A 25,373-nucleotide genomic window follows, 5' to 3' on the forward strand; every position below is an offset into this window, starting at 1 on the left:
AATACCATTGGGCCCGAATCCGGGTCAACATCATCGGTCAGCGTTTGGCGATCCCGATCGCTCGCAGACTCGGCTATCGCTTGCCGCCTGTTTCAAGCAAAATGCTGAAAACTGAATTCAAAGAAAGATCATTTGACCGCGAGGTCCGTTCCTAATGCCCAACAGCCCCAACGTGATTCAGGTCGACAATCAGAAGATCGACTTGAAGAATCGAAAACTCGCCGCCTTCCTCGCGTGGTTGATGCCGGGGGCCGGGCATTATTACCAAGGGCGACATACCAAAGGCAGTTTGTATCTCGTTTGCATTTTGACCACTTGGATCGTTGGCTTTGCACTAGGCGGTGGACATGTGGTCTACGCCTCGTGGCAGCCAGGCGACAAGCGTTGGCACTATTTTTTGCAAGCCGGAGTTGGTGCGGCAGCCTTGCCGGCATTGGTTCAGGGCAATCGCATGCGGAAAGCCACCGATCGCGGTGCAACGAAAGGCAATTATGAACCATTGTGGGGTGGCTTCATGGCACCACCACATCGCCCTGTCGTCGAAGATCGACCTGACGAAGTCTCGGCGTGGTATGCCCAGTACGGCGCTGGCTATGAGATGGGAACTTGGTACACGATGATTGCCGGTTTGCTAAACATTCTTGTGATCTATGACGCCTATTCGGGACCTTTGTCGGTACCGATTAGTGGTCGTAAAAAGAAAGGCGACGAGGACAGCGATCCGAATTCCAGCGATAGCGACATCGAGGCAGCGACCAAATCGGAGGCTACCGCATGATCACGATCGGACCGACTTATTTGCTTTATTATGTCCCGTTGATCGTTTCGATTTCATTGGTCTTTGGGGCGACACGCCACGAAGATACGCAAACGATTTTAAAGCATGCGTTTTACACCGCACGCTGGGTGACCAGTTTTATGCTGATCATCTTTTTAATCCTCCTGATGCTTGACTGGATGCTGTAGTGCGTGTTTTGACGCTGGGTGCAGGGACCGTAGGACACTGGATCGCGGACGTGTTGTGCCGCCGACGTCATGACGTCACGGTGATTGATACGGACGCCGAACGGGTTCGGCAGATCGATAGCGAGTTAGACGTCCGTGCGATTCACGGCAACGCGGCTCACAGCTCGGTTCTATTTCAGGCCGATGTGTTGAGCGCCGATATCTGTCTGGCTGTCACGGGCAACGACGAAGCCAATGTTGTCAGCGCCAGCATGGCCAAAGCACTCGGTGCCCGCCGCAGTATCGCCCGGGTCTATGCACCCGTGTTTCGCGAAGCCAGCACGTTTGATTACCAAACACACTTCGGGATCGATTCCCTGTTGTCGTTGGAGCAGCTTAGCGCGTTCGAATTGGTCAGGGCGATTCGCAACCCCGATGCGATTCCGCTGGAGCATTTCGCCCGCGGCCATTTGGAAGTTTACGAGGTCGAGGTCGAATCAAAGGCAGGTGCCGTCGGTGTTCGGCTGCGTGAATTGAATTTGCCTGGCGGAGTCCGTATCGGTTCCATCCAACGCGACGGCCAGATGTGGATCGCAAGCGCCGAAGATGAGATCCACGCCGGTGACCGCGTATCGATGATCGGTGTTCCTGCGGATCTAAATAAAAGCCGATCTAAATTTGCCTCCGTTTCGCGACGTGCAAAACGACAAACGGTTTTGATCGCCGGTGGTGGCGAAATCGGGTTCCATTTAGCAAGGGCGCTGCCTTCGTCGGATTACCGGACGACGATTTTGGAATATGACCCACGTCGCTGTGAACAGCTTGCCAAGTTGTTGCCGGACTTAACAATCGTCAACGCGAGCGCGAACAACCGGAGCGTTCTGGAAGACGAAGGCGGCGGCGCGGCAGACTATTTTGTGGCATGCACCGGTAGCGATGAAAGTAACATCATGGCATGCGTCGAAGCTCGCGAGCTGGGCGCTAGGCGAGTTATGGCTGTTGTCGGTCGGCCCGATTATGCGAACGTTGTCGGAAAGCTTGGTATTGATCACGTGGTCAGTGAACGCGACACCGCCGCTCGACAAGTTCTCGGGTTCTTGAACGAAGGCCCCATCATTAGCCATCGCCGTTTGCCCAACGGAAATATCGGCGTCTATGAATTGGAAGTCACCGAAGGTACCCGAGTCACGGAGGCGACGCTTGCTGATTTGCCATTTGCCGGCCGTTGCTTAATTACCGCAATTCAACGCGACAGTTTCATTCGAGTTCCGATGGCATCGGACCAACTGAAACCCGGCGACATCGTCGTCGCTCTTGTCGACCAACAACACGCAAGCGACTGCATGGCGCTATTCGGCGGTCGTGGCTAACAATGGCATGACGCAACAACCTTCTCTATTCGTCTGCGCCGATGTCGGTGGAACATTCACCGACTGCATCGTGGTGCAAACGACGTCGACGGGACAAGAAGATTTACGCAGTATCAAAGTGCTATCGACGGGCTTGATCCGTTGTGAAGGCACGATCGAAATCCAGCCCGGAGAACCGTTGCGTGTGCGGCTTTCTCTGCCGGATGAATTGCTGTGCGGCGTCCCCGGTAATCGATTGCCCGACCAGTTTTTCTGTGGTGCAAAGTTATCTGAATTGGTTTCGGGTATTCGCACCCCAATCGGAACGGTTCTGGATTACGAGGCCGAATCAGGATTGGTCCGCCTGCAATGCGATGTCAATGAAGACGAGATCGCTTCGAGCAGTCAGTGCGGCTCGAGCAGTCAGTGTCGCCAGTTTGAAATCGATTGTGGTTTGGAGGCTCCTGTTTTAGCAACGAGGTTGCTGCTCGGTGTGCCGCTGCAAACGTCATTGCCACCGATGCTCGCGCGGGTCGGAACGACGCGTGGGACCAATGCTTTGCTAACCCGCACCGGCGCGACGACAGCATTGGTCATCAATGAAGGCTTTGGCGATGCGTTGCTGATTGGGGAACAAGACCGCGACGAGCTATTCGATTTGGCTTTCAATAAGCCGGCACCGCTTGCCGAGAACATCATCGAAGTCCGTGGGCGGTTGGACGCCCAGGGAAACGAGATCGTCGCCTTGAACGAAAGTCAGATCCGCGACGCCTTGGAATTAATGCGTCGTCAGGGCGTCGAAGCGATCGCGATTTGCTTGCTGCATTCCTATCTAAATCCCGACCAAGAAATCGCGATCGAATCGATTGCACGTTCGGTAGGGTTTCGTGATGTCAGCCGTTCCAGCGAAGTCGCTCCGCTGATCAAGTTGGTTTCACGTGCCGAAACCACAGCGCTTGACGCTTACCTAAACCCCATCCTTTCCAGCTACGTTCAGCGAGTCCAACGCCAGTTCGGGCGTATGACTTGTGAGTTGCTGATGATGACAAGTGGCGGCAACTTGATTGCGGCTGGTCAGTTCCGCGGGCGTGATAGTGTGTTGTCTGGACCCGCCGGTGGCGTTGTCGGTTTGCAGTTTGTCGCCCAGTGCAACGACTTGGATCTGGCAATCGGTTTGGACATGGGCGGAACCAGCACTGATGTTAGCCGATACGATGGGCAAGTCGGGCGTCGATACCAAAGCAAAGTCGCTGGGATTCGCGTGATGACGTCGATGATGGATATCCATACGGTCGCCGCCGGTGGAGGATCGATCTGTGATTATGTCGGCGGGAGGCTTGAGGTTGGTCCCGGAAGCGCCGGTGCGTCGCCAGGTCCGGCGTGCTATGGCAGCGGTGGGCCACTAACGGTTACCGACATCAACGTTTTGCTCGGCCGAATCTGTGTCGAACGATTTCCGTTTCCACTTTCGATCGATGCGGCTAGGGAACGCTTGGAACACGTCGCGGGAAAGATGCCCGACGCCAGCGAGGACTTGCATTCGCTTGCCGAAGGTTTTCTGGATATCGCCGTAACGCATATGGCCGAGGCGGTGCGGGCGATCACAACCGCCAGAGGTGTGCCACTGGAAGATCATGCGTTAGTCGGATTCGGTGGTGCGGCGGCACAGCATCTATGCCGAGTTGCCGAATCGCTGGGGATGAAAAGAATTGTCGATCATCCCAAAGCCAGCGTGCTAAGTGCTGTCGGCATGGGGGTCGCCCAGCAAGGCATCATCGAAACAGTCGGCTTGTACGAGTTAGTCGACGAAGTCACCGAAAAGCACTTGGGCGAATTTGCCGAAGAATTAGTTGCGGCCAACACAAGGCGGCTTGGTACGGATGAAAACGTCACGCACCGTTTTGAAATTGACTGCCGCTATCGAGGAACCGATGCGACGATCGCATTAACGCTGTCGGATTTAAACGAAACCAGTCTGAGTGAGTTGGCCGATCGATTTCACCAGCAGCATCGCAGTCGCTATGGCTATCACCGCAGTGATCGCGCGGTGCAGTGCGTTAGCTTGCGTTGTGAAAGCCAAACTCGTGATGAGAGCCTGCAACGGATCTTGATGCTGCCAACCGCTGCCAGCAAACCGCCCATCACGCAACAAACCAAGGTTTATCATCGAGGCGTCTGGCAAGACTTCGCATTGATCGATCGCGAAACTCTATCGCCTGGTGATCAGGTACCTTCAAGAAGCGTTGTTGTCAGTGATCAGTCAACCTTGATTGTCGAGCCGGATTGGCAAGCTGTTGTTGCTGTGGATGGTTCGATCATTCTGGATTGGAGTCCATCAGAAAGCACGCAGGCTGATTCCGCGTCGAGCGAATTGATCCGAATGGAGATCGCAGCAAGGCGTTTGCAAAGTATCGCCGATGCGATGGGAGAGGTGCTGCGTCGAACGGCGATCAGCGTCAATGTGAAAGAGCGTCTGGATTTTAGTTGTGCGATCTTTCGTGGTGATGGAGCTTTGATCGCCAACGCGCCTCATGTGCCCGTTCACCTTGGGGCGATGGGGCATACGGTGAAGCACCTCGCAGCGACGTTTCCAAAAATGTCGGATGGCGATTGTTATGTTTCCAACGATCCCTATGCAGGTGGTTCGCACCTGCCAGATGTGACAGTGGTTTCACCGGTGTTTTGCGGTGAAGACACGACAACAGGGCAACCCAGTTTTTATGTTGCGAGTCGTGCGCACCACGCCGAAATCGGTGGTGTGACTCCGGGGTCGATGCCGCCAGACGCAAAGAACTTGGCCGAGGAAGGTGTGTTGATACGCGCTTTCGCGTTGGTTCGCGATGGCATCAGCTACGAAAATGACTTGGCTGACTTGCTGGGGGCTGGTCCGTATCCATCGCGCAATGTTGATGAGAACATTGCCGACTTGCGAGCTCAGATTGCTGCGGGCCAAGAAGGGGCTCGGTTGCTGAAGCAGATGACCGCCGAAAGCGGTGCGGGCGAGCTGACGCGATTGATCGATCGACTGCTAGACGTAGCCGAACAGGCGGTACAGCGTTGGATCGAAAAGCTCCCTGAGGATCAACTGACATTCCGCGATGCGCTGGACGACGGAACAAGTCTTGCCGTGTCACTGCAGCGAAAAGCAGGGCGGTTACAAATCGATTTCACAGGCACAGCAGGCGTACATCCCGGGGCGTTCAACGCGACCCGTTCGATCGTCAATTCGGCTGTCCTGTATGTGATGCGTTGTTTTTGTGAATCGAACCTTCCGTTGTGCGATGGTGCGTTGCGGCCAATCGAATTGACGATCCCGCAAGGCTTGTTGGATCCGCCAGCGAATCCTGATCCCAGCCTTTGCCCAGCCGTGGTCGCGGGGAACGTCGAAACGAGCATGCGGATTGTCGACGTGATGCTGGGAGCGATCGGATCGACGAAGTCGGATGCCCCGGTCTTTCGAGCCGTTGCGGCAAGTCAGGGCACGATGAACAACGTGCTGTTTGGGGACGAAAGTTTTGGCTACTACGAAACGATCGGCGGCGGCGCCGGAGCGACCGTGTTTGGCGCGGGAGCCGACGGCGTCCATACACATATGACGAACACGCGGATCACCGACGCGGAAGTCTTGGAATCGCGGATGCCCATTCGCTTGAGAGAGTTCTCGATTCGGCGTGGTAGCGGCGGAAAGGGAAAGCAACGCGGCGGTGACGGTTTGATTCGAGAATTCGAATTTCTTAAACCGTTGACCGTGTCGCTGATCACCAATCGTCGCAAAACACAGCCCTACGGCGTTTTCGGAGGTCAGCCGGGCACCAGCGGGCGAAACCTTTTGATTCAAGGTGACGTGCAGACGGAGCTTGATCCCTCGGTGACCATCGAAGTTAAAAGCGGTGATCGTCTGCGAATCGAAACACCCGGTGGCGGCGGATGGGGTGCGCCGGTTGCTGAGTAAGTTTGATGTTAACCACTAATCTTCACTGATCGAACACGAATGCGTCTGCCGGCTTGATGCTCTGAATGAGTGTTCCATTAGAGCCGATTAGTGTTTCCAGACTTGGACCACTAATCTTCACTCATCGCGCACTAATGCTTCTGCCGGCTTGATGCTCTGAATGAGTGTTCCATTAGAGCCGATTAGTGTTTCCAAACTTGGACCATTCATCTTCATTGATTGGACGTAAGAACGCGTGCCGGTCTGATGGTGTACATCGCCATTGTGCTATCACGATGACTCGACAGTTCTGCTGCGCGATTAAGAAGACGTCGCTGTGGGGAAAAGCTCGCGAGCGACTTTGATCAGCTCTTTCGTGTCGACGTTTTGTAGCTTGCCATCGACGCTTTCCAAAATCGCCCAAGCATCCTGACGGTACTCATCGTTCGTTGCCGGGTGGACTAATCGATAGAGTGCCAGTGCGGCCTGGACGTCAGGCTGTTCAGGCTGCAATGCGAACGACGCAAGCTTTTCCATCAACGTCGGTGGAAGCGTTTCAAGCGTGTATTCACGCGTTTGCTTGTTGAATTGGATCGCAATCGATTGAGTACTGGCTTGGACAACAATCACAGGAAATCCTTCGACGAGGTCGAAAGTGTTTCCCGTTTGCCGGCTGCTGAGTCCACGAACGATGCCGCCGCGATAGTAGCTGGCAAGGTCGGCGATGTCATAAAGGGTCGACACCCTGGAACCCAGTTCGCCTGGGATATTCTTTTTAATGAGGCGATCCGCTTCGGGCTTCATTTGATCCCATTTTGCGTCACGGATCAGTTGCTCAAGCGATTCGATTTCTTGCGAATACTGTTGTAATTGTTGCGGTGTTGGCTCCGCCGGTTTTTCAGGTTCATTTGCCATCATGCTGTCAGGATCAGCCATGTTCATCGGTGGCGTCTCCGGCATGCTGTTCATGTTTTCGGCAGGCATGTTGTCTTGCGCTGCCGGCATGCTTCCGATTCCCATCTTGTTGGGATTTGGGTTTCGGTTGCGGATCGAATCTGCGATTCCGCTGCTAGGGGCACTTCCGATGACGCCATCGCTTTTGGCACGTGGGTCACGGTTGGCGGCGGGTGGTTGTGGCTTTGAAACGACGACTTGATCGTCTGTTTGAGCAACCTTTTGGTTCGTTCCCGTTTCTAGGAAGACGAGTAGATAAATGATCACGCCGAGCATCGCGACAACAAAGCCACCCAACAACAGCATGCCCGATTTTTTGCGGCGGCGTTTTTTTGTTTTGGACTTTGGCGGTGTCCATGAAACCGCACTGGCGTTTTCAGACGTCGTGACGAACGGCTGGCTAGTCGCCGAAGGCTGCGCTGTGGCAATCTGTGGGCTGGCTGATTGTGGCGCCGGTGGGCTTGTCGCTGGCGGTGCAGGAGCTGGTGCTCCCAGCGGCGGTGATCCCAGTGGAGGCATTCCCAATACGGCGGCCGCTTGGTTGGTGGCCGCTGGCGACGGTCTTGCCGCGTTTTCCTGAATCGGATTGGAACTGGGCAAGAGGTCGGCCAGCGGATCAGCAGCAGCTTTTGATGTTGCCGTGGATGCATGAATGGCAGCCGGTGCGGAAGCGATGGCCGCATCAAGCTTTTGTTTGCGATTGGGATCTTCCAGAGTCTGCCGAGCCGCTTCTGCGATTTTTAAAGCTTGGTTCCAGACTTTTGGATCCGCGGAGTCGCGAGACTGCTTTAGCTGCTGATAGACACCTCGCATTGCCGACTTGATTCGCTGCGCATCGCTTTCGCCCGCTGTCAAACCGAACACATCGTAGGCGTTCGGCTTGGCGTTCGAAGGGTTGATCGGCAGTAGGTCAGAAATCTTCGTTTGGGACATTCGTCAAACGCAGTCGAAGTTGGCAGGCTACCCAATTGGCTTGAGATCGCAGGGGATCGGGCGCGAGGGCGGGCAGTGGATTGATTTAGGTGGTGCGGGGGATCCGCTCCACCTGCTTCATCATACCCTTGAAGCCGAACCAAAGCACTCGCGCCCGGCTAAGTCTAAAATGCCCTGGCAGACCAAATTGTGCTTCACAATGTGGGAAATTCGCAAATGTCGTGAAATCAAGTCGGCATCGCCGCCGGAAATGACTACAGCGATTTTTCCGTTTAAATCGGCGTCGGTCGAAAGCGTCGCCGCATAGCGAGAATACTCGTCGGCAAGTTTCTCTATCGCGCCGGTGATTGCTGAGAGAACGCCCAGGCGGATGGCCGCTTCTGTCTCTTTCGCAGGAGGCGTTGGGATCGTAGAAGTATTGTTGCCAACCTGTCCCCCAGGTTGAGCTTGGTTTGTAGAGCCATTTGGACGATTCTGTTCGTCCATCGCTTTGATACTAGGCAAATTATCTGTGCCGCCGGCGAGTGCCGCCTGTTGCATCCGAACGCCCGGCAAAATGGCACCACCGTGGAAGATCGGCAGGTCATCCTTTGCAGCCGCATCCGATCTGCGTGTCGGAGTCACAAGGTCGATAGTCACCGCCGATCCTGCGTCGACAACGACACATCCACCATTGAATTGGTTAATGGCTGCGTAGGCACTGGCTGCGTAAGCACTGAGCAGCCGATCGACCCCGACTCGATCGGGATATCGAACTTCGATCTGCAGCGGAATATCACTGTGTGAAAGTTCGTGCCACCGAACCGATCCGAGAGAAGATTCCAGCTGTGACCGCAAAGGTTTGCTGACGGAGCGATTGACGGTCGAAACGGCAAAGCAAAGGTCAGCAGGCTCGGCCGGGTGGTTGTTGCCCAATAGCGGTGCAAGCCATGACAGCAGCCCGGAGACATCAATACCCAGGCGACCTGACTGGTCAGCGTCTGAACTGCCGATCGGAAACGATTTGACCGTTGCCGGATCGAGTGAGGGCATCGGGTCGATTGTCGACGCCGATTGCTTTGAAGACGATTCCGATCCGTTGGTATTGTTGGACTGCGCGACAGCTTTTACGGCTGAGTTGCCGATATCCAAGGCGACTCGGATAGAAGCGACCGTCACGATGTCTCCCCGGGTTTGGTGCCGTTTGCTTCGGATGATCCATCGGTGCCTTCCAGCGTCGGTTCTTCAAAGTCCTTCGCTTGCATGTTGTTGGAAAGCTGTGCCGTCGGTCCGGCAAGGTGGGGCGGGAGCTTTCGTTTGCGTTTCGGCTTCGCTTCGGTCTGCTGCACTTCGATGATTTCTTCACCGGAGTCGAGCATCTCTTGGCGGCGCTGATTCACGCTTTCCATGATTTCTTCTTTCAGTTCGTTGAGGCCTTCGCCAGTCATGGAACTGATCAGAAAGACTTTGCGTCCTGTGGCTTCACGCATCCGTTCGGCAACTTCAGCGGCACCATCAAGTTCACACTTTGTGACCGCCAGGATCTCTGCGCGCTGGGCGAGTGATTCGTCATACAACGCAAGTTCGCTGCGGATGGATTCGTAGTTTTCCAGCGGGTCGGTTTGGTCCGTCGGATTGGGTTCGACCAAGTGGACCAACAGCCCGGCACGTTCAACGTGTCGTAGGAATTCATGCCCAAGGCCGACGCCGTCGCTTGCACCTTCGATCAACCCTGGAATATCGGCGAGAACAAACGAGCGAACTTCATCAAGTTCGACGATGCCGAGGTTGGGGTGTTTGGTCGTAAACGGGTAGTCCGCAATTTCGGGACGGGCAGCGGTGATGCGACTGAGCAATGTGCTTTTGCCAGCATTTGGTTTGCCCACCAAACCGACATCCGCGATCGATTTCAATTCCAGAATAACGGAACGCTCTTCGCCTTCTTCGCCACGGGTGAATTCGCGAGGGGCTTGGTTGGTACTGGTTTTGAAATGGGCGTTGCCTTTACCACCTTTGCCACCGCGAGCGACAACGAAAGAATCGCCGTGCCGTGTGAGGTCTTTGATGACAAAACCTTGTTCGGCGTCGATGACGGTCGTCCCCGGCGGGACATAGAGGGTCTGGTCGTGTCCGCGGCGTCCGTGGCACATTGAACCTTGGCCGGGTTGGCCTTTGGGACCGCGATAGAATTTGCGGTTGGCAAACGAGGCCAGCGAGTTGACTCCCAAGCGGGCTTCAAGAATTAGGCTGCCGCCGTGTCCTCCGTCGCCACCATCGGGGCCGCCACGTGGAACGTATTTTTCGCGGCGCATGCTTGAGCAACCGTCGCCACCTTTGCCAGCTTGCAGTTCAATTTGGACGCGATCGACAAACATTGGATTCTGTATTTCTGTGTGCTAACTGATGAATGTACTGACTGTCGTGCAGTAACCTGTCGGACAGCAACTTTTCGGACAGAGGCCTAGCGTTTGGTTTCTGGCGATCCGCTTTTCAGGGATCGAGAGAAAAATTCAAACCGTCGCGGCATGATAGAGGGGGCTCGCAGCATCCGGCGAGCTGCCCAACGGGCATTGAAGCGGGAAAAATCGCGGTCAATCCGCTACTGTAGCATTTCCGGCTTTCTTTTCGCAGTCACTCCACATCGCTTTTCGATGATTTCGAAGTGATGCTGCAGGTGCCCAGCGCATAGCCAAGCCAAAACGCGGACCGTCAGGCGGTGTCCTGAAGCGGTTCCTGAGCAATTCCATGCGGCGGGGACCAGCCGTTCGAGCAGTTGCAGGTTGGCTTTGCGAAGGTCTGCCAGTTCGGTAAACAGCCGCGAAAGGTTGCCCAAACCGAACCGGCTATCCGCAGAAACGTTTTCGTCCCAGCCCGGCAGGTCGGGGCGGCTGCCGTCGGCCATGCACATGATTCGGTATCCAAACATGCGTTCGGCGTTGACGCAGTGCTCGATGACTTGGCGAATCGTCCATTGGTAAGGCGGGTGCACTTTGTCGACCTGTTCGGTGCTGATGCTGCCGGCCAAATCACAAATCCAGTACAGCTGGTCTCGCATCACGGTGATCGCACATTCGCCATCGACCCGCGCGATCAGCTCACCGTGGTAAGGAAATTCGAATTCATCGGCTTGTGGACGACGACTGGCGATGCGGTTCGTATTCACGCTGCGTTCTTCCCACTAAGCAGTTGTTGCAACATCATTGCGGTCGTTTCGATGGAGACGCCGTCGATGGAATGGGGGCCATAAAAATCGTGGAATTTCAGGTCCACATCGGCCGCGGTCAACAGATCACGAAGCCGTTCGGCTGACGCGAAAGGCAAAATCGGGTCCACGGTGCCGTGCGACTGGAATACCTTGGTTTGCCGCAGGCTTTCGGCAGCCGCCTCCCATTCCGGTTGGCAGATGACGGTGCCAGAGAACTGAACCAACAGGTCAGGCTGCGGAATCTTGCCGCGAAGGGCCGTGTCCATTGTCAGCATCGCGCCTTGGGAAAAGCCGCCGATGGCTAGCGGCACTTCGTCATTCGATCGATCCAGTTTTTGGGCGAGTTGCTCGACAGCCAGGTTAATGGTTTCTGTCAGCTGATCACGAGCACTTTCTAGCCCAGGTGGCGTTTCGGTGTGCAATTCCTCAAAGCGCTGAGCTTGAACCGCTTCCATCATGCGGGCCATGTTCAACGCCCACCAAGCTCGTCCGCTTGGCAGCCCCAGGTCGGCAAGGCTTAAGGGAGCTGCGGGGCACAGAAAACTAAATCGCTTTGCCGATTCACCGAGCAGATGAATCCATTCCTGAACAACGCCGACCATATCGGTGCCGGGAGCACCGTATCCGTGGCACAGAACGACCAAGGCCTCTGGGGGGGCTGCGTCGGGTTCAGCGGATTGTGGTTCGATGGAAATACAATCGAGCGATCCGAGTCGGATCTGCTGTGGATAAATCATCTCGTCGGCCGTGAAGGAAATAGACTCGCCAATGCTGTGCAGAGTCTAACTAGCCGGGGGCCGGTCGAGTAGGCGCGAGGATTCGGCTCTTAATTATCGGTTCTTAATTAACTGGGCCGTCTGATTTCAACGAGAAGTAGCTGGCCAATTTGGTCTTGTCGACTTCGATTTTTGTGCTGGTCCAGACAATTTTACCGCTGGGCAGTTCAAACCCGTTGTTGATGTACTGGTCGTTGTTGGAGTCCACCAATTGTTGGACCGAACCGTCGGCCATCAAGCAGTTCGCGATGCGAATATGAAGCGGCATGATCCCGCGATAGTCTTGTCGTGTGAACGCGCTCCAGGTTTTGTACCAGCCGTCGGGGCCGCCGCGTGCGGTTCCCGCCGCGAACTGGGTTCCCTTGTCTGGGTTGCCCGGACTTTTCAAGTGATGTGGGTTGGCGATCGGATTGCCAGACGCATCAAGCACGTTTTGGGTGCTGAAAATAGGTGATCCGACCATCGGTGTTGAATAAACGCTTCCCTGAGGGATGTTTCCGACGTTGGTGTTGATATAGCCGGAGGGAGTCGCATCGCACAGCAGCGGGATCGTCGACATGGGGGCTCGGGCGGTATCGACAACGTCAACACGAAGTGGGCCTTTGGTAACGTTTTTACCTTTGATGTCGAAGCTGCAGGCGGGGTTCTCTTTCTTCAGGTTGCCTTCGGTATCCAAGTTCACATCACCGCGGACCATGAACCACGTAGCCGCATAGTTTGTGTTGTAACCGTTTTCCAGCATCTTGCGGGCGACGATATCGCTTCGCTGAGGCGACCCGACCGCGGCACCATCAATGATGATTTGACGGGCAACGTTGGCGATCGTGCTTCCGGTGCTGTCGGTGATAACCGGATTTCCCAGACGGTCCACACAGGGGTCTGGTGTTGCAACCCATGCATTCAGATCAGCGACCGTGACGTTCAGCATCTGGTCGATTGCCTTACTGGCTTTGGCTGGATTGCTTGGGCACATCATCTCCCCAGGCATGATGCCTCGGTCGACCAGGTCAGCGACCCATCCGTATTCGGTGGGAACACCATCACGTGCGTAATCAAAGTTGCCGCTACAGAATGCTTTGTCTGGCATGGTGTTGGCGCGCTGGATCAATCCGATGCCGAATTGGCGAAGGTTTGATTGGCAAGCTGCCGAACGGGCCGCCGCGCGCGCTTTAGTTAACGCGGGCAATGCCATGGAGGCCAACAGGCCGATGATCGAAATGACTACCAGCAGCTCAACGAGCGTAAAGCCGTGGCGAGCCGAAACGGTTTGTTGATCGCTTCCGTCGATGTTTTTCGATACAGCTGCGAAACGTTGCATGAATCAGCCTTAAGAGTGATTCGGGTGGGGATGGTTTGGCTATAAAGCTCGCTATCAGAATTTATTCGCACAGGGTCCCTTCATAATTCGGGGTCAACAATCACAAATCGACGTTCTTCACCGTTCCTTCACCAGTGCTTGTTGATTCGCAAACAAAGCGATGCGGAGGGGGGGAGGGCCACCGCTGCCGGGTCTGTGTGCGGGGGAGAGTGCCTTCGGGGGGAAGCGTCCCGTTTGAACAACGGCCTGGAAAGCAAGATTGCTGTTAAACTGACGCCGTTACGCCCATTCATCCGACTCGATATGTGCTTCGTTTTGTCTGCATTTGACGACCAAGACCTGTCTCTCGCTTGGCAGCTTGACCGCCCAAGCCTCGAATCCATCCAGCTCGATCGACTTAACGGTGTGTTAAGCCAGGCCAAGTCGATGCCGTTTTACCGGGATAGGCTTAGCGATATCGAATTGCCTTTGGTTTCGCTTGAGCAGCTCCAATCGGTACCGCTGCTTCTGAAGCATGAGATGATGCCAGCGGCTGTCGGCCAGCCAGGGCAAATATTCGGTCTGCCACGACACCAGTATGTTCGTTATCACCAGACCAGTGGAACGAGCGGCTTTCCGATGCCGGTGCTTGATTCGGCAGAGGATTGGAATTGGTGGTTGGAATGTTGGCGGCATGTTCTTTATGCGGCAGACGTGACCGAAAAAGACGTCGCGATGATGGCGTTTTCATTTGGGCCGTTCATCGGGTTTTGGACGGCAAGTGATGCGCTCGTCCAAGCCGGTGCGCTCGTGATCCCGGGCGGTGGAGTTTCGAGTGAGACTCGTTTGCAGATGATTTTGGATCAGCAGTGCACACTGGTTTGTTGCACGCCGACGTATGCACTGCACCTCGTTGCCGTGGCGGAGCGTTTGTCGATCGATTTGGCGTCTTCGCCGGTCACGCGTTTGATCGTCGCTGGCGAACCCGGAGGAAGCCGGCCGGCGATTCGATCACGTATCGAAGCTGGGTGGGGCGCTATGGTGATTGACCATAGTGGCGCCAGTGAGATCGGCGCTTGGGGATTCGGCAGCCGAAATGGCAAAGGCTTGCACGTCATCGAGACTCAGTTCATCGCCGAGCGGTTGCATTTCGATGAGGACTCGCCCAATGGTCGTCTGGCCGCAGACGGTGAAGAGGCCGAGCTGGTGTTGACCGGACTTGGGCGATTCGGTGGTCCGGCGATTCGCTACCGCACTGGGGATGTCGTCCGCAGCTACGTTGACCACCAGCATGATTGCAAGTTCATGTATCTCGACGGTGGGGTCCTTGGTCGTTGCGACGACATGATGGTGATTCGAGGCGTCAACGTCTTTCCCAGCAGTGTCGAAGCGATCGTGCGAGAGTTTGATGCGACGGCGGAGTTCCGGATGATCGTCGATCGCGTCGGCCAGATGGATACCCTCGCCGTCGAAGCAGAGTTGCATTCGGAAGGCTGCAATGGCCTCGCCGAACTGTTTCAAAAACGATTGGCCATGCGTGTTGATGTTCGGCCTGTTGAATCAGGATCGTTGCCTCGGTTTGAGGCGAAGTCACGGCGATTGGTCGATCATCGCAAGGACTGATGGGGTTTTCGATTCGCTAACGGGTTGACGGTTCCGTCTGTACCGCATTGCGAATCGTCATCAGAAGCGACTGATCAGGATTCGATGTGTCTTGTGCGAGTTCCCAGATCATCACGCCTGCCAGAGATCGTTGTTGGACCTCGCTGATTTTTTCAGCCACGGTCGCTTGGCTGTTGAACGCATATCCTTCGATCAGGTCGCCTTCTGATTTGGTGTCACTGCGAATCAGTTGGGCATAGGTCTTCGCTTTGCCGTCTTTGTTGCGGCCGTAGAAAGGGATACCGACCGCGATCTTTTCCGGAGGGCATCCCCAAGTGGTCAGGCGTTCGACATCGGCCATCGCTTTCGGCATGGTTGCTTGAGGGAATCCGTGGTCATAGGACATCAGATGGACGCGATCAACGGCATCGTATCCAGCTTTGCCGATGTTTTGCCATCCTGCCTGAGCCACGGAGACTTCAATCCCTTTTGGGCTACCGAGTCGTTTGGTGTCCTGCATCAATAATTGGTAGTGGTGCATTTCGGTATCGCCTTTGGGGTGTTCCCAGTCGTAGTCGATTCCCGAAAAGCCATGTTGGGCACAATAGTCAACCAAGCTTTTGACAAAGCTCTCTCGGGTTTGCACGTTGCCTGCCATGCTTGGGAAACCGTCGGAGCGTCCCCAGCCACCGACGCACAAGATCAGCTTGCAGTGTGAGGAAAGTTGTAGCTGTTTCAGTTTGGTCAACGTGGATTCACTGATCGGTTCCTCTGGTAGCTTGCCATCTTTCGAAGGTGAGATGCCAAAGTAAACCAAGTGTGTCACGCCGATTGTTTTGTCGCTTGTTAAACCATTGATGCGATAGTCCGGCAGGTACCCAACGACCACCAGTTGGTCTGCCAATGATCGCGATAGAGGGCAGACCATTGTTGAAACCAAGATCGCTAGGCCAGCAGCGATCGGGTGAAGCTGATGATGCAAGAGATGGCACAGGATTGAACGCATCGGTGCGATTGTGGGGTAGGGAAGGGGAGGGCAGAGAAGGGCAGGGCGGTCTGGATTTCGTTGGCTGGTTCCGAGGCGTTGTAGCGGCTCGTTGGAGTCTTTCGCCTACTAGCGAGCGAGTCTGCTAGCGAGCACAGCGCCGGTCGAGCCATCGTAAAATCAGTCCACCAATCACCGTGCTGATGGATTCACCAGCAGTCCACCAAAGTGGCATTTGGGATTGGAGGTCGATAATGCCTTGCATGACTCCAAGAGCGATGACAGCCCAGGCGAGCCAGCCAACAAAATCTCGAAAGATATCTAACCGATAACTGAACGCGATCAGGCCGCATCCAATGAACCCATAAAGCAACGACAGGTGACGAGCCAAATAGATCGCCACTGGGACTTCGGGGAAGGTTTCCAGGCGGAGCATCTCTGTGATCGAAATGATCCATGCGGCCGGCATCAACGCAGCAGCAAACGCTAGCAGGGCAGAGTACCCGACGACCCGAAGGTAGATCTCGATCCAGCGGAGCGGGAAGTGTTTTCCATTTGCCAGACCCGTTTCTTCGGAAGGCGATGGCGGAGTTGTTTGCGGAACGCTCATCAAGGCGAGTGGCAAAAGAGTGGTGGGGGGAGGGCGGCGGGGTTGACTGGACTGCGTTATCAGGTCGGTCGCTGAGGGAAAAAACACCCTACGCAATTATGGTTTGGTCAGCCATACTTCACCCATGGAATCACAGCAGCTCAATTCGACAGACAAACAAGATCGCCAAGCGGCCTATCGCCCCGAATTATTGGCACCAGCGGGCGAATGGGCGTGTGCCCAAGCGGCGGTCGAGAACGGCGCCGACGCGATCTATTTTGGGCTCGATTGTGGCTTCAATGCCAGGCACCGGGCTCAGAACTTTCATGTCGATGATCTCGATGAATTGATGCCGTTTTTGCATCGGCGTGGTGTGCGTGGTTATACCACGATGAATACGTTGGTGTTTCCGAGTGAATTACATCGATTGGTTCCGCTGGTTGAAAGGATTGCCGAGGCGGGTGTGGATGCGGTGTTGGTGCAGGACTTTGGTGTCGCGAGGCTGATTCGCGAGATTTGTCCTCAGCTGGAAATCCATGCCAGCACCCAAATGAGTTTGACCAGCGCAGAAACGATTGCCGTCGCTGAGCAGTTGGGGATCAGCCGCGTCGTCTTGGCGCGAGAATTGTCAGTCAAAGAGATCGGCAAGATCGCTGCGCAAACATCGATGCCGCTTGAAGTATTCATCCATGGCGCATTGTGTGTCGCCTATTCCGGCCAATGCTTGACCAGTGAGTCATTGGGGGGGCGTAGCGCCAATCGCGGTCAATGCGCCCAAGCATGCCGCCTGCCATACGAAGTTGTTTGTGATGGTGAAGAGGTTCCGTTGGGGGATGTGCGTTACCTGTTAAGTCCACAGGACCTGGCAGGCTATGGCTCGATCGTCGGATTGTGTGAAGCTGGCATCGCGTCGCTGAAAATCGAAGGCCGCCTAAAGACGCCGGAGTACGTTGCCAACATCACCGGTCACTATCGCAGGGCGATCGATCAAGCCATGGCCGAAGGCGTGGTTTCGATCGATCCGATCGCGCGGCAGGAGATGGAGCTTTCTTTCTCTCGCGGATTTTCACCAGGATGGCTGGAAGGCAACGATCACAAACGGTTGGTCCCAGGTAAGCAGAGCGCCAAACGTGGGATCCGTCTTGGGGCGGTTCAACAGGTCAGCCGAGATCAAGTGCTGACAACACTTGAGGCAAACCTTGCCCTCGGTGATGGTTTGGGGATCGAGTCAACGCAGCGTCACAGCAGCGAGCAAGCCATGGAAGGCGGTCGTGTGTACTCGATCAAACATGCCAACGGCGAAGGTGCGAAATCCGCAGTCGCGGGCGAGCAGGTTTGGATCGGATTCGGACGCGGTGAAATCGATTGGAACGCGATCGAAGTTGACGCGACTGTTTTTAAAAATGACGATCCGCAATTGAACAAGCGTTTGCGAAAAACCTTTGAAACGAGCAAGCCGAATCGACGGATGGAAGTTGACTTTCAAGTCAGTGCGATCGTGGGTGAGCCGCTCAAGCTAACGGTCAGTTTGGTTTCGTCTTCCAGCAGTTCGACGATCGCAAGTGTGCAATCCGATCAGGTCTTGGAAGTGGCTCGGAAGCATCCCGCCGAAATCGATATGTTGCGTGACAAGCTGGAAAGGCTTGGCGGAACGCAGTTTCAGATGCGAAACGTGGATGCGAGGATCGAGGGTTGCCCAATGGTTCCGGCAAGCCTTTTAAATGACCTTCGTCGGCAAGTGATCGAAAATCTTGACGCCCGGTTGGCCCAAACAGGAATCCGTGAAGTTCAGGTCGATTCAGCGAAAGCCTTGTTGGATCCGATCGTTGAGACAGCTGCCAACGCCGATTCGCAGGCAAAGCTGGCCGTGATGTGCCGAACCCTTCAGCAGGTTAGTGCGGCAGCGGAATCGGGCGTCGATTTGATTTATGTCGACTTTCATGACATTCGTGAATACGCGCAGGTCGCTTCATTGGTCGAGCCCTTCGGTGTTCCGTTTGGGATCGCGACCGTTCGGATGCAAAAGCCAGGCGAGAAAGGCTTGTTGCGAGTTTTAGAACGCCACGGCGCGGACTTCATTTTGGCTCGGAATCTGGCGGCGATCGATTACTTCCACCGTCGTGGCATCCGGGTCATCGCAGACTTTTCCTTGAACGTTGCCAACCATCGTTCGGCCGAATGGGTCCGTTCAATCGGAGCGGAACGGACGACGGTTTCTTACGATCTAAACTGTGATCAGCTCGGTGACTTGGTCGCCTCGCTACCGGCTTCTTGGTTGGAAGTCGTGCTTCATCAACACATCCCGATGTTCCATATGGAGCATTGTGTCTTTTGCGGCGTGCTTTCACCGGGCACAAACAAAACGAATTGTGGCCGTCCCTGCGATGATCATGTCGTCCAGCTGCGCGATCGAGTTGGCGCTTTGCATCCGTTGCAAGCTGACGTCGCATGTCGCAACACGTTGTACAATGCGACGCCACAAAGTGGTGCCGAGAATGCCAAGGGGCTATTGGAAGCAGGTGTCAAATGGTTTCGTGTTGAGCTTCTTGAAGAAGGCCAAGAGGAAACGAACAAGACAGTCAGGCTTTACCGTCAATTGTTGAATGGCGAAATTGATGGGGTAACCGTTTGGCAGACTCTACAAGCAACGAATCGCCTTGGTGTGACTCGCGGTACTTTGGAATCCAAGCGGAATCCTTTGGCGGTACTGTAGTCTGATTCTCTGATCGGATTTGTTTGCGACCCGATCAACCGTGGCTCGACGCGTTTCTAAAGTCACAGCGGTATCGTGTTGCCTTGCATCGATTCATGCAAAGTGAAATGACGCTCGCAAGTTCGTCTCCAACCGCAATGGTCTCGAAATGACGATAAAAGATCGTTATCCCTTTTATCTTGCCAACCGTCCGGTTCAATCGGAATCGACGTTGGATGTTACCGACAAGTACAGCGGCGAAGTCGTCACGCAGGTTTCGGTTGCCGATACCGCTGCGATCGACCAAGCGATTGCCGCGACCGTCGGCGCAAGCAAGGCGATGGCGAAGCTTCCTCCCTTCAAACGGCAGGAGATTCTGTATCACTGTGTCGAACGGTTTCAGCAACGTGCGGACGAGCTAGCGGAAACTCTTTGCGTCGAGGCTGGAAAGCCAATCAAGGACAGTCGCGGCGAGGTGACGCGATTGATTGATACCTTTCGGATCGCAGCCGAAGAATCTGTCCGTATCGGCGGTGAGGTTTTGAACCTGCAGATATCCAAACGTGCCGAAGGCTATCGTGGCATGGAACAGCGAGTTCCGATCGGGCCATGCTCGTTTATCTCGCCCTTCAATTTTCCGCTGAATTTGGCGGCACATAAAATCGCGCCGGCAATCGCTGCGGGGTGCCCGTTTGTTTTAAAGCCAGCGAGCCGGACGCCGATCGGTGCGTTGACGATCGGTGAAATTTTGGCGGAGACAGATCTGCCCGACGGTGCGTTCTCTATATTGCCTTGTCACCGCGATGCGGCTTCCGCATTCACAACCGATGACCGGTTGAAGTTGCTTAGCTTCACCGGGTCGCCTGATGTCGGGTGGGAATTAAAAGCGAAGGCCGGCAAAAAGAAAGTCGTGTTGGAATTGGGCGGCAACGCCGCTTGCATTGTCGAAGCGGATGCGGATCTCGATGACGCTGTCGAGCGAATGGTGGTAGGGGCGTTTTATCAGTCGGGGCAAAGCTGCATCGGCGTTCAGCGAGTTTTGGTGCACCGGGATGTCTATGTCGATTTTCGAGATCGGTTTGTCGCGGCGACAAAGCGACTTCGAAGTGGCGATCCCAAAGACGAAGCGACATTCATCGGCCCGGTCATTTCTGTTGATGACGGTCAACGACTGAAGCGTTGGATTGACCAGGCTGTCCAAGAAGGCGGTACCCTGTTGTGTGGTGGCGGCCAGGAAGGGGCGATGGTCGAGGCAACGTTGCTGGAAAATGTCCCTAAGGATTTGCCGATTTGTGCTGACGAAGCGTTCGGTCCGGTCGCTGTGCTAAGCGTTTACGATGATTTTGATGCTGCACTGCGCGAAGTGAATGACAGCCGTTTTGGACTGCAAGCTGGCGTGTTCACCCGGGACTTGTATAAGGCAATGAAAGCGTGGGATGAACTGGTCGTCGGCGGTGTCGTGATCGGCGATATTCCGTCCTGGCGAGTTGACAATATGCCGTATGGCGGTGTCAAAGACAGTGGCCTTGGCAGAGAAGGAATTCGCTACGCGATCGAGGATATGACTGAGCGACGAATCCTCGTAATCCGGGGCTTAGCGTAAACGCGAGCCTACCGTTCTTCACAATCGAAAGGTATATTTGTCGCACTTCTGCAAAGCGGTCGACCTATGGCAGTTCGACGGATCAGCAGATCGAAGAATACATAGATCACGCAATGTGGGAGCGTTACCTACATGGTGTGGTCAGTTTTTTCGCCGATGATCAAATAAACTGCCAATGGAGCCCTATTTTTTGCCAGGCACTCCGCTTCAAGGTCCGCTTGAGCTGACCAATTGCGACCGCGAGCCGATCCATATCCCGGCGACCATTCAGTCTCATGGCTGCATGCTCGTTGTGCGTGAATCCGACAGGCTGATCGTTTCCGTCAGCGAGAATCTAGGATCGTGGTTTGACAGCGATACAGATGTTGTCGGACAGTCGATCGATCAGTTTGACGACCGTTTGTCCGCAGTCATTGACTCTGTTGCCGAGTTGCGCGATGGGAAACGGGTTCGGCGAAATTGCGTCATTGGTAAGCATGAGGTTGTTGTCTCTGTTCATCGTTGTGACGGCATCTTTCTGATCGAGCTGGAAGTTTTTGAAGAAGAGTCCAACTCGGTCGGGTCGGAGTTAATCGGGAAGCTGTTCGCTGGGCTTGAAGGCAAGCAGCTGGATGAGGTCTATCAATCGACGATCGAAATCATCCGGTCGTTTACAGGCTTTGATCGCGTGATGCTTTACAAGTTTCATGAGGACGATCATGGCAGTGTGATTGCCGAAGCGAAACGCGATGACCAAGAAGCTTTTCTGGGGCTTCATTATCCTGCCGGTGACATCCCGATCCCGGCACGAAAGCTATACGAGTTGAACTGGATCCGTTTGCTGGCCGACGTGAATGCTGAACCGGTCGCCATGCAGCCCGCAATGTTGTCCGGTGAAGGTGGACAGTCGCGGCCAATCAATATGTCGTATGCGCAGCTGCGAGCGATTTCGCCGATTCACTTGGAATATTTGCGCAATATGAATGTTGGCGCAAGCATGTCGATTTCCATCTTGAATGGCGATCGGCTTTGGGGTCTGATTGCCTGCCATCACCGCACCGCAAAAGTGCTTTCGCCGGTTCAACGTGACGTTTGCGAATTAGCCGGATCGCTATTGTCGACTTATTTATCGAGTCGGCGGCAAGAGGAATTGCTCGCCCGTCGCGTTGAAATCGGTGAAAGCATTGCGAAGCATGTGTCGAAGTTAGCCAACCAAGACGATCTGCAACAGGCGATTTTGGATGCGGCTCCATGGCTAAGCGAATTGTTCTCAGCAGATGGATTGGTGTTCCGGGCCGGTGAAGAGCTTTCTTTCTGGGGGCATACGCCAACTGAGATACAGACCGAAGGGGTGCTTGCTCAACTGGATCAACGGGCAACCGACAACTTGTCATTTACCGACTGCATTTCGGATTGGTACCCGGCGGCGGACGAGTACAAGGATCAAGTAGCCGGAATGTTGGCGATTCGGTTGGGACGAAAGCAGGCGGGTGAATTGGTTTTCTTTCGCCGCCCCTATTCGTCGACGATCCAATGGGCCGGCGATCCAGCAAAGAACGAGGCCGATGAATCAGGGCGTCTAAGTCCTCGCAAGTCGTTCGCAAAGTTTTCCCAAGAGGTCGAAGGTCGTTCGATTCCGTGGAGTCCGGCCGAGCGTGAAGCAGCTGAAACGCTACAAGCGACACTCAATAGCGTCGTCGTCGAACAAGCCGCTAGAGTTCACCGGATCAACGAAGAGCTGCGTCAGCTAAATGCTGACCTCGATGCGTTCGCATACGCCGCCTCGCATGATTTGAAAGAACCGCTGCGCGGGATCAATCACTACCTGTATATGCTGGAGCAAGCCCCGAATGATGATTCGACCTACCAGCGCGGGATGACCGGACTGAAACGTTTGGTCGGTCGCATGAGTGAATTGCTAGACGGGCTGTTGAGGTTTTCGCGAGTGGGGCGACAGGACCTGCGTTGGGAAAGCTTTTTACTAAAGGACGCTTACTCGCAGGCTTGCGATATTCTGTTCGGCGGACGGAAGCCCGAAGGCCTCTCGATCACTTTCAATCAGGCCGTCGCAAGCGGTGAATCGACGACGATCGAAGGCGACTACGCTTGTGTCCGCGAAGTTCTGATGAACCTGATGTCCAATGCGGTCAAGTACAACGATCGATCGGAAAAGCTGGTTGAGGTTGGGCAACTTGAGTATCAGAACTCTCCGTTTAAGGATTGTCCCGAATTCGCTACGAACATCTTCTATGTTCGCGATAATGGGATTGGCATCGCGCAACAATACCGCGAGCAAGTGTTCGAAATTTTCCGTCGACTGCACCAGCACAATCAATACGGTGGGGGGAGTGGTGCGGGGTTAACGATCGTACGCCGCATTGTCGAAAGGCATGGCGGTCGGGTGGCGATTGAATCGGACGAGAATGCTGGAACGACATTTTTCGTCGGATGGGAGCCTGATTCATGATCGCCGGTATCGTTCACCTCTGGGTTCTTGAGGACAACGACGAAGACTTTGAATTGATCGAAGCGGCTTGCGCGCGAAGCAATCATCTGATCTCTATCCAACGCTTCGTGTCTGGAGAGAAATTGCTTCAGTATGTCGGCAATTGTTCGCCAACTTTAATCTACTTGGACCTTAGGCTTCCCATCGCTGGTGGTATGGAAGTCTTGCAGACGTTTAAGCAAAATTTACTTTTTGAAAATGTGCCGAAGCTTGTCTTTTCCACTTCGGCAAATCCACTCGAAATTCGACAGGCTTACCAGCTTGGGATCAGTTCCTTCCACGTCAAACGAGTCCAGACGTCGGAAATGATTGAACTGTTGGACAAGACGCTTGACTATTGGCTCAATATTGTTGCTTTGCCACCCGAAACACGTCCGCTTCTTCCTCGTGAGAGTTCTCGATGAACAGTAAACGCGAGGATCGGATTCAGCGAATCCTGTTGATTGACGATTGCGTGGAAGATCGCGCGCGTGTCAGGTCAGCACTGATGCAGGGTGCGCCCCGACGTCGATATCAGTTTCTTGAAGCTGAGGATGGTGAGGCTGGTCTGGAACTATGCATGCAGCATCCCGATCCGATCGATTGTGTGATCGTCGATGTGCATATGCCCAAACTGTCTGGCAAGGATTTTTTGGAGCAGATCCGGCGTCCGACGGGTGTCCCCAAGATTCCGATCGTCATTTTGACCGGCAGCACTCTAAATCATGATGCCGGTGACGCGTTGCAGTTGGGAGCGCAGGACTACATCACGAAGGATTCGATCTATCCGTCGGTGATGTTTCGCGTCGTTGACAATGCGATCGAGCGACATGCTTTGTTGCGAGAGCTACACGAAAGTCGCCAAGCTGCTGATGCTGCCAACCGCGCCAAGTCCGCTTTGGTTGGCAATATCAGTCACGAAATCCGGACACCGATGACAGCTGTCTTGGGAATCTGTGAGTTGTTGCTTGAAGGCGAACTGACAGAAGACCAAGCAGAGCTTGTCCGAACGATGCGTGACAACGGTCACTACTTAGTCGAGATCGTTAATGACCTATTGGATCTGTCGAAGCTCGAAGCCGGAAAGCTGGAGGTCGAAGACGAGGCATTCAATCTGCATCAACTGATCGACCGTTCGATCGAACTGATGCAAGTCCGAGCGCGCGTCAGCGAAACAAAGCTGTCATTGCAGTTTGATGAGCAATTGCCGGAGGCGGTGACTGCGGATCCGATTCGGATTCGGCAAGTGGTGCTAAATCTTGTCAGCAACGCGATCAAGTTTTGCCCCGGTGGAAACGTCGATGTGCGAGTCAACAAAAAGGTTGACAATGACGGCGTTGAACTGATTAAGGTCGATGTGGTCGACACAGGTTGCGGGATACCCGAAGACGATTTGGAAAAGATCTTCCTGCCCTTCATTCAGTCTGAAACGAAAGGTCGTGCGAAGACTGGCGGTGGCACGGGGCTGGGGTTGGCAATTTGCCGGCGACTGGTGAACTTGATGGGTGGCTGGATGCACGTGGAAAGCCAAGTCGACAAAGGAAGCATGTTCTCCTTCGTCGTGCCATTGGTACCAGCCCAGTTGCCTGAACCCAGCGAGCTTGAATTGCCACCGCTATCGGCTTCTGTGGAAGAGCTGCTTCAAGGATGTCACTTCATCGTTGCCGAAGACACAACGGCGACGCAAATGATTCTCAAGCGAGTGATTGAAAAAGCCGGCGGTCATGCCACGGTCGTTTCAAGCGGGATTGAGTTGCTGAATGAAGTCAAATCGAGACCCGGTGAATTCGTCGCCGTTGTGACCGACATTCAAATGCCAGAGATGGACGGTTTGGAAGCGACGCAGCGGATTCGTGAATTCAATTCTGATATACCGATCGTCGTTTTGACTGCGGATGCAGTTTCCGAAACTCAGCAGCAGGCGTCCGCCGTTGGCGCCAATAATGTGCTGACAAAGCCGATTGTCAGACGTGAGCTGCTGGAAACGCTCGCACGCTACTGTGAATCGAATGAACTATCGTCCAATTCGAACGACTCCGGAAACGACGGTGAATGTTGCGACGCCTAGC

General features: G+C 54.7%; 18 protein-coding genes. 10 read left to right on the forward strand and 8 right to left on the reverse strand.

Annotation, left to right across the window (positions count from 1 at the left end):
• Nucleotides 1–154 precede the first annotated feature (154 nt).
• From LOC67_RS01345 to LOC67_RS01360, 4 genes are read left to right on the forward strand one after another with little or no spacing between them, the layout of a single operon-like run.
• Entirely contained in the window at nucleotides 155–778 is a 624-nt protein-coding gene (locus tag LOC67_RS01345; protein WP_230260626.1) for a DUF6677 family protein, read from the forward strand.
• Nucleotides 775–966 carry a hypothetical protein gene (locus LOC67_RS01350; RefSeq protein ID WP_230260627.1) on the forward strand — a complete coding sequence of 64 codons (192 nt, stop codon included), beginning with the start codon at nucleotides 775–777 and terminating at the stop codon, nucleotides 964–966. Before LOC67_RS01345 ends, LOC67_RS01350 begins: the two co-directional genes overlap by 4 nt.
• Nucleotides 966–2,315 (forward strand): Trk system potassium transporter TrkA, encoded by a 1,350-nt coding sequence (gene trkA / locus LOC67_RS01355; RefSeq protein ID WP_230260628.1) that lies wholly within the window; start codon nucleotides 966–968, stop codon nucleotides 2,313–2,315. The genes LOC67_RS01350 and trkA overlap by 1 nt, the downstream gene beginning before the upstream one ends.
• 7 nt (nucleotides 2,316–2,322) lie before the next feature.
• On the forward strand, nucleotides 2,323–6,246 hold the full coding sequence (locus LOC67_RS01360; protein ID WP_230260629.1) for a hydantoinase B/oxoprolinase family protein: 3,924 nt from the start codon (nucleotides 2,323–2,325) through the stop codon (nucleotides 6,244–6,246).
• 300 nt (nucleotides 6,247–6,546) lie between these two features.
• Here the strand turns inward: LOC67_RS01360 and LOC67_RS01365 are convergent, their stop codons facing one another.
• The 6 genes from LOC67_RS01365 to LOC67_RS01390 form a co-directional block, all read right to left on the reverse strand.
• Entirely contained in the window at nucleotides 6,547–8,112 is a 1,566-nt protein-coding gene (locus LOC67_RS01365; protein ID WP_230260630.1) for a hypothetical protein, read from the reverse strand.
• A 120-nt stretch (nucleotides 8,113–8,232) separates the two neighbouring features.
• Nucleotides 8,233–9,270: a type III pantothenate kinase gene (locus tag LOC67_RS01370; RefSeq protein WP_230260631.1), complete on the reverse strand. Its 1,038-nt coding sequence runs from the start codon at nucleotides 9,268–9,270 to the stop codon at nucleotides 8,233–8,235.
• A complete protein-coding gene (gene obgE, locus LOC67_RS01375; protein WP_230260632.1) occupies nucleotides 9,267–10,466 on the reverse strand; it encodes a GTPase ObgE in 1,200 nt (399 codons plus the stop codon). Before obgE ends, LOC67_RS01370 begins: the two co-directional genes overlap by 4 nt.
• A gap of 224 nt (nucleotides 10,467–10,690) precedes the next feature.
• Complete coding sequence (locus LOC67_RS01380; protein WP_230260633.1) at nucleotides 10,691–11,254, reverse strand: DinB family protein; 564 nt, start codon at nucleotides 11,252–11,254, stop codon at nucleotides 10,691–10,693.
• The gene (locus LOC67_RS01385) at nucleotides 11,251–12,033 is read right to left on the reverse strand and encodes an alpha/beta hydrolase (RefSeq protein WP_230260635.1); all 783 of its coding nucleotides are present in this window, start codon (nucleotides 12,031–12,033) and stop codon (nucleotides 11,251–11,253) included. Before LOC67_RS01385 ends, LOC67_RS01380 begins: the two co-directional genes overlap by 4 nt.
• A gap of 103 nt (nucleotides 12,034–12,136) precedes the next feature.
• Nucleotides 12,137–13,390 carry a type II secretion system protein gene (locus tag LOC67_RS01390; protein ID WP_230260637.1) on the reverse strand — a complete coding sequence of 418 codons (1,254 nt, stop codon included), beginning with the start codon at nucleotides 13,388–13,390 and terminating at the stop codon, nucleotides 12,137–12,139.
• A gap of 315 nt (nucleotides 13,391–13,705) precedes the next feature.
• Here LOC67_RS01390 and LOC67_RS01395 point away from each other — a divergent pair, with 315 nt between their 5' ends.
• A complete protein-coding gene (locus tag LOC67_RS01395; protein ID WP_230260638.1) occupies nucleotides 13,706–14,992 on the forward strand; it encodes a phenylacetate--CoA ligase family protein in 1,287 nt (428 codons plus the stop codon).
• 16 nt (nucleotides 14,993–15,008) lie between these two features.
• On the opposite strand, the gene LOC67_RS01400 is transcribed toward LOC67_RS01395, so the two are convergent.
• A complete protein-coding gene (locus tag LOC67_RS01400; protein WP_230260639.1) occupies nucleotides 15,009–15,977 on the reverse strand; it encodes a glycoside hydrolase family 18 protein in 969 nt (322 codons plus the stop codon).
• 124 nt (nucleotides 15,978–16,101) lie between these two features.
• Nucleotides 16,102–16,566 (reverse strand): hypothetical protein, encoded by a 465-nt coding sequence (locus LOC67_RS01405; protein ID WP_230260640.1) that lies wholly within the window; start codon nucleotides 16,564–16,566, stop codon nucleotides 16,102–16,104.
• Nucleotides 16,567–16,690: 124 nt separating this feature from the next.
• On the opposite strand from LOC67_RS01405, the gene LOC67_RS01410 reads away from it, so the two are divergent.
• From LOC67_RS01410 to LOC67_RS01430, 5 genes are all read left to right on the forward strand, one after another.
• Nucleotides 16,691–19,258, forward strand: coding sequence for a U32 family peptidase (locus LOC67_RS01410; RefSeq protein ID WP_230260641.1), 2,568 nt, complete (start codon nucleotides 16,691–16,693; stop codon nucleotides 19,256–19,258).
• Between the two features lie 148 nt (nucleotides 19,259–19,406).
• On the forward strand, nucleotides 19,407–20,840 hold the full coding sequence (locus tag LOC67_RS01415; RefSeq protein WP_230260642.1) for an aldehyde dehydrogenase family protein: 1,434 nt from the start codon (nucleotides 19,407–19,409) through the stop codon (nucleotides 20,838–20,840).
• A 175-nt stretch (nucleotides 20,841–21,015) separates the two neighbouring features.
• A complete protein-coding gene (locus LOC67_RS01420; RefSeq protein WP_230260643.1) occupies nucleotides 21,016–23,286 on the forward strand; it encodes an ATP-binding protein in 2,271 nt (756 codons plus the stop codon).
• Nucleotides 23,283–23,729 carry a response regulator gene (locus LOC67_RS01425; RefSeq protein ID WP_230260644.1) on the forward strand — a complete coding sequence of 149 codons (447 nt, stop codon included), beginning with the start codon at nucleotides 23,283–23,285 and terminating at the stop codon, nucleotides 23,727–23,729. Before LOC67_RS01420 ends, LOC67_RS01425 begins: the two co-directional genes overlap by 4 nt.
• Nucleotides 23,726–25,372, forward strand: a complete 1,647-nt coding sequence (locus LOC67_RS01430) for a hybrid sensor histidine kinase/response regulator (RefSeq protein ID WP_230260646.1) — start codon at nucleotides 23,726–23,728, stop codon at nucleotides 25,370–25,372. Before LOC67_RS01425 ends, LOC67_RS01430 begins: the two co-directional genes overlap by 4 nt.
• The last annotated feature ends 1 nt before the right edge of the window (nucleotide 25,373 follow it).

The sequence above is a fragment of the Stieleria sp. JC731 genome (assembly GCF_020966635.1).
GTDB lineage: Bacteria > Planctomycetota > Planctomycetia > Pirellulales > Pirellulaceae > Stieleria.

Bases quoted from the DNA above. Each gene is read 5' to 3' on its own strand.
- LOC67_RS01400 (WP_230260639.1), bottom strand. From the start codon at position 15,977: ATGCGTTCAATCCTGTGCCATCTCTTGCATCATCAGCTTCACCCGATC.
- LOC67_RS01415 (WP_230260642.1), top strand. From the start codon at position 19,407: ATGACGATAAAAGATCGTTATCCCTTTTATCTTGCCAACCGTCCGGTT.
- LOC67_RS01390 (WP_230260637.1), bottom strand. From the start codon at position 13,390: ATGCAACGTTTCGCAGCTGTATCGAAAAACATCGACGGAAGCGATCAA.
- LOC67_RS01420 (WP_230260643.1), top strand. From the start codon at position 21,016: ATGGAGCCCTATTTTTTGCCAGGCACTCCGCTTCAAGGTCCGCTTGAG.
- LOC67_RS01360 (WP_230260629.1), top strand. From the start codon at position 2,323: ATGACGCAACAACCTTCTCTATTCGTCTGCGCCGATGTCGGTGGAACA.
- LOC67_RS01405 (WP_230260640.1), bottom strand. From the start codon at position 16,566: ATGAGCGTTCCGCAAACAACTCCGCCATCGCCTTCCGAAGAAACGGGT.
- LOC67_RS01410 (WP_230260641.1), top strand. From the start codon at position 16,691: ATGGAATCACAGCAGCTCAATTCGACAGACAAACAAGATCGCCAAGCG.
- LOC67_RS01385 (WP_230260635.1), bottom strand. From the start codon at position 12,033: ATGATTTATCCACAGCAGATCCGACTCGGATCGCTCGATTGTATTTCC.
- LOC67_RS01345 (WP_230260626.1), top strand. From the start codon at position 155: ATGCCCAACAGCCCCAACGTGATTCAGGTCGACAATCAGAAGATCGAC.
- obgE (WP_230260632.1), bottom strand. From the start codon at position 10,466: ATGTTTGTCGATCGCGTCCAAATTGAACTGCAAGCTGGCAAAGGTGGC.
- LOC67_RS01350 (WP_230260627.1), top strand. From the start codon at position 775: ATGATCACGATCGGACCGACTTATTTGCTTTATTATGTCCCGTTGATC.
- LOC67_RS01430 (WP_230260646.1), top strand. From the start codon at position 23,726: ATGAACAGTAAACGCGAGGATCGGATTCAGCGAATCCTGTTGATTGAC.
- LOC67_RS01425 (WP_230260644.1), top strand. From the start codon at position 23,283: ATGATCGCCGGTATCGTTCACCTCTGGGTTCTTGAGGACAACGACGAA.
- LOC67_RS01365 (WP_230260630.1), bottom strand. From the start codon at position 8,112: ATGTCCCAAACGAAGATTTCTGACCTACTGCCGATCAACCCTTCGAAC.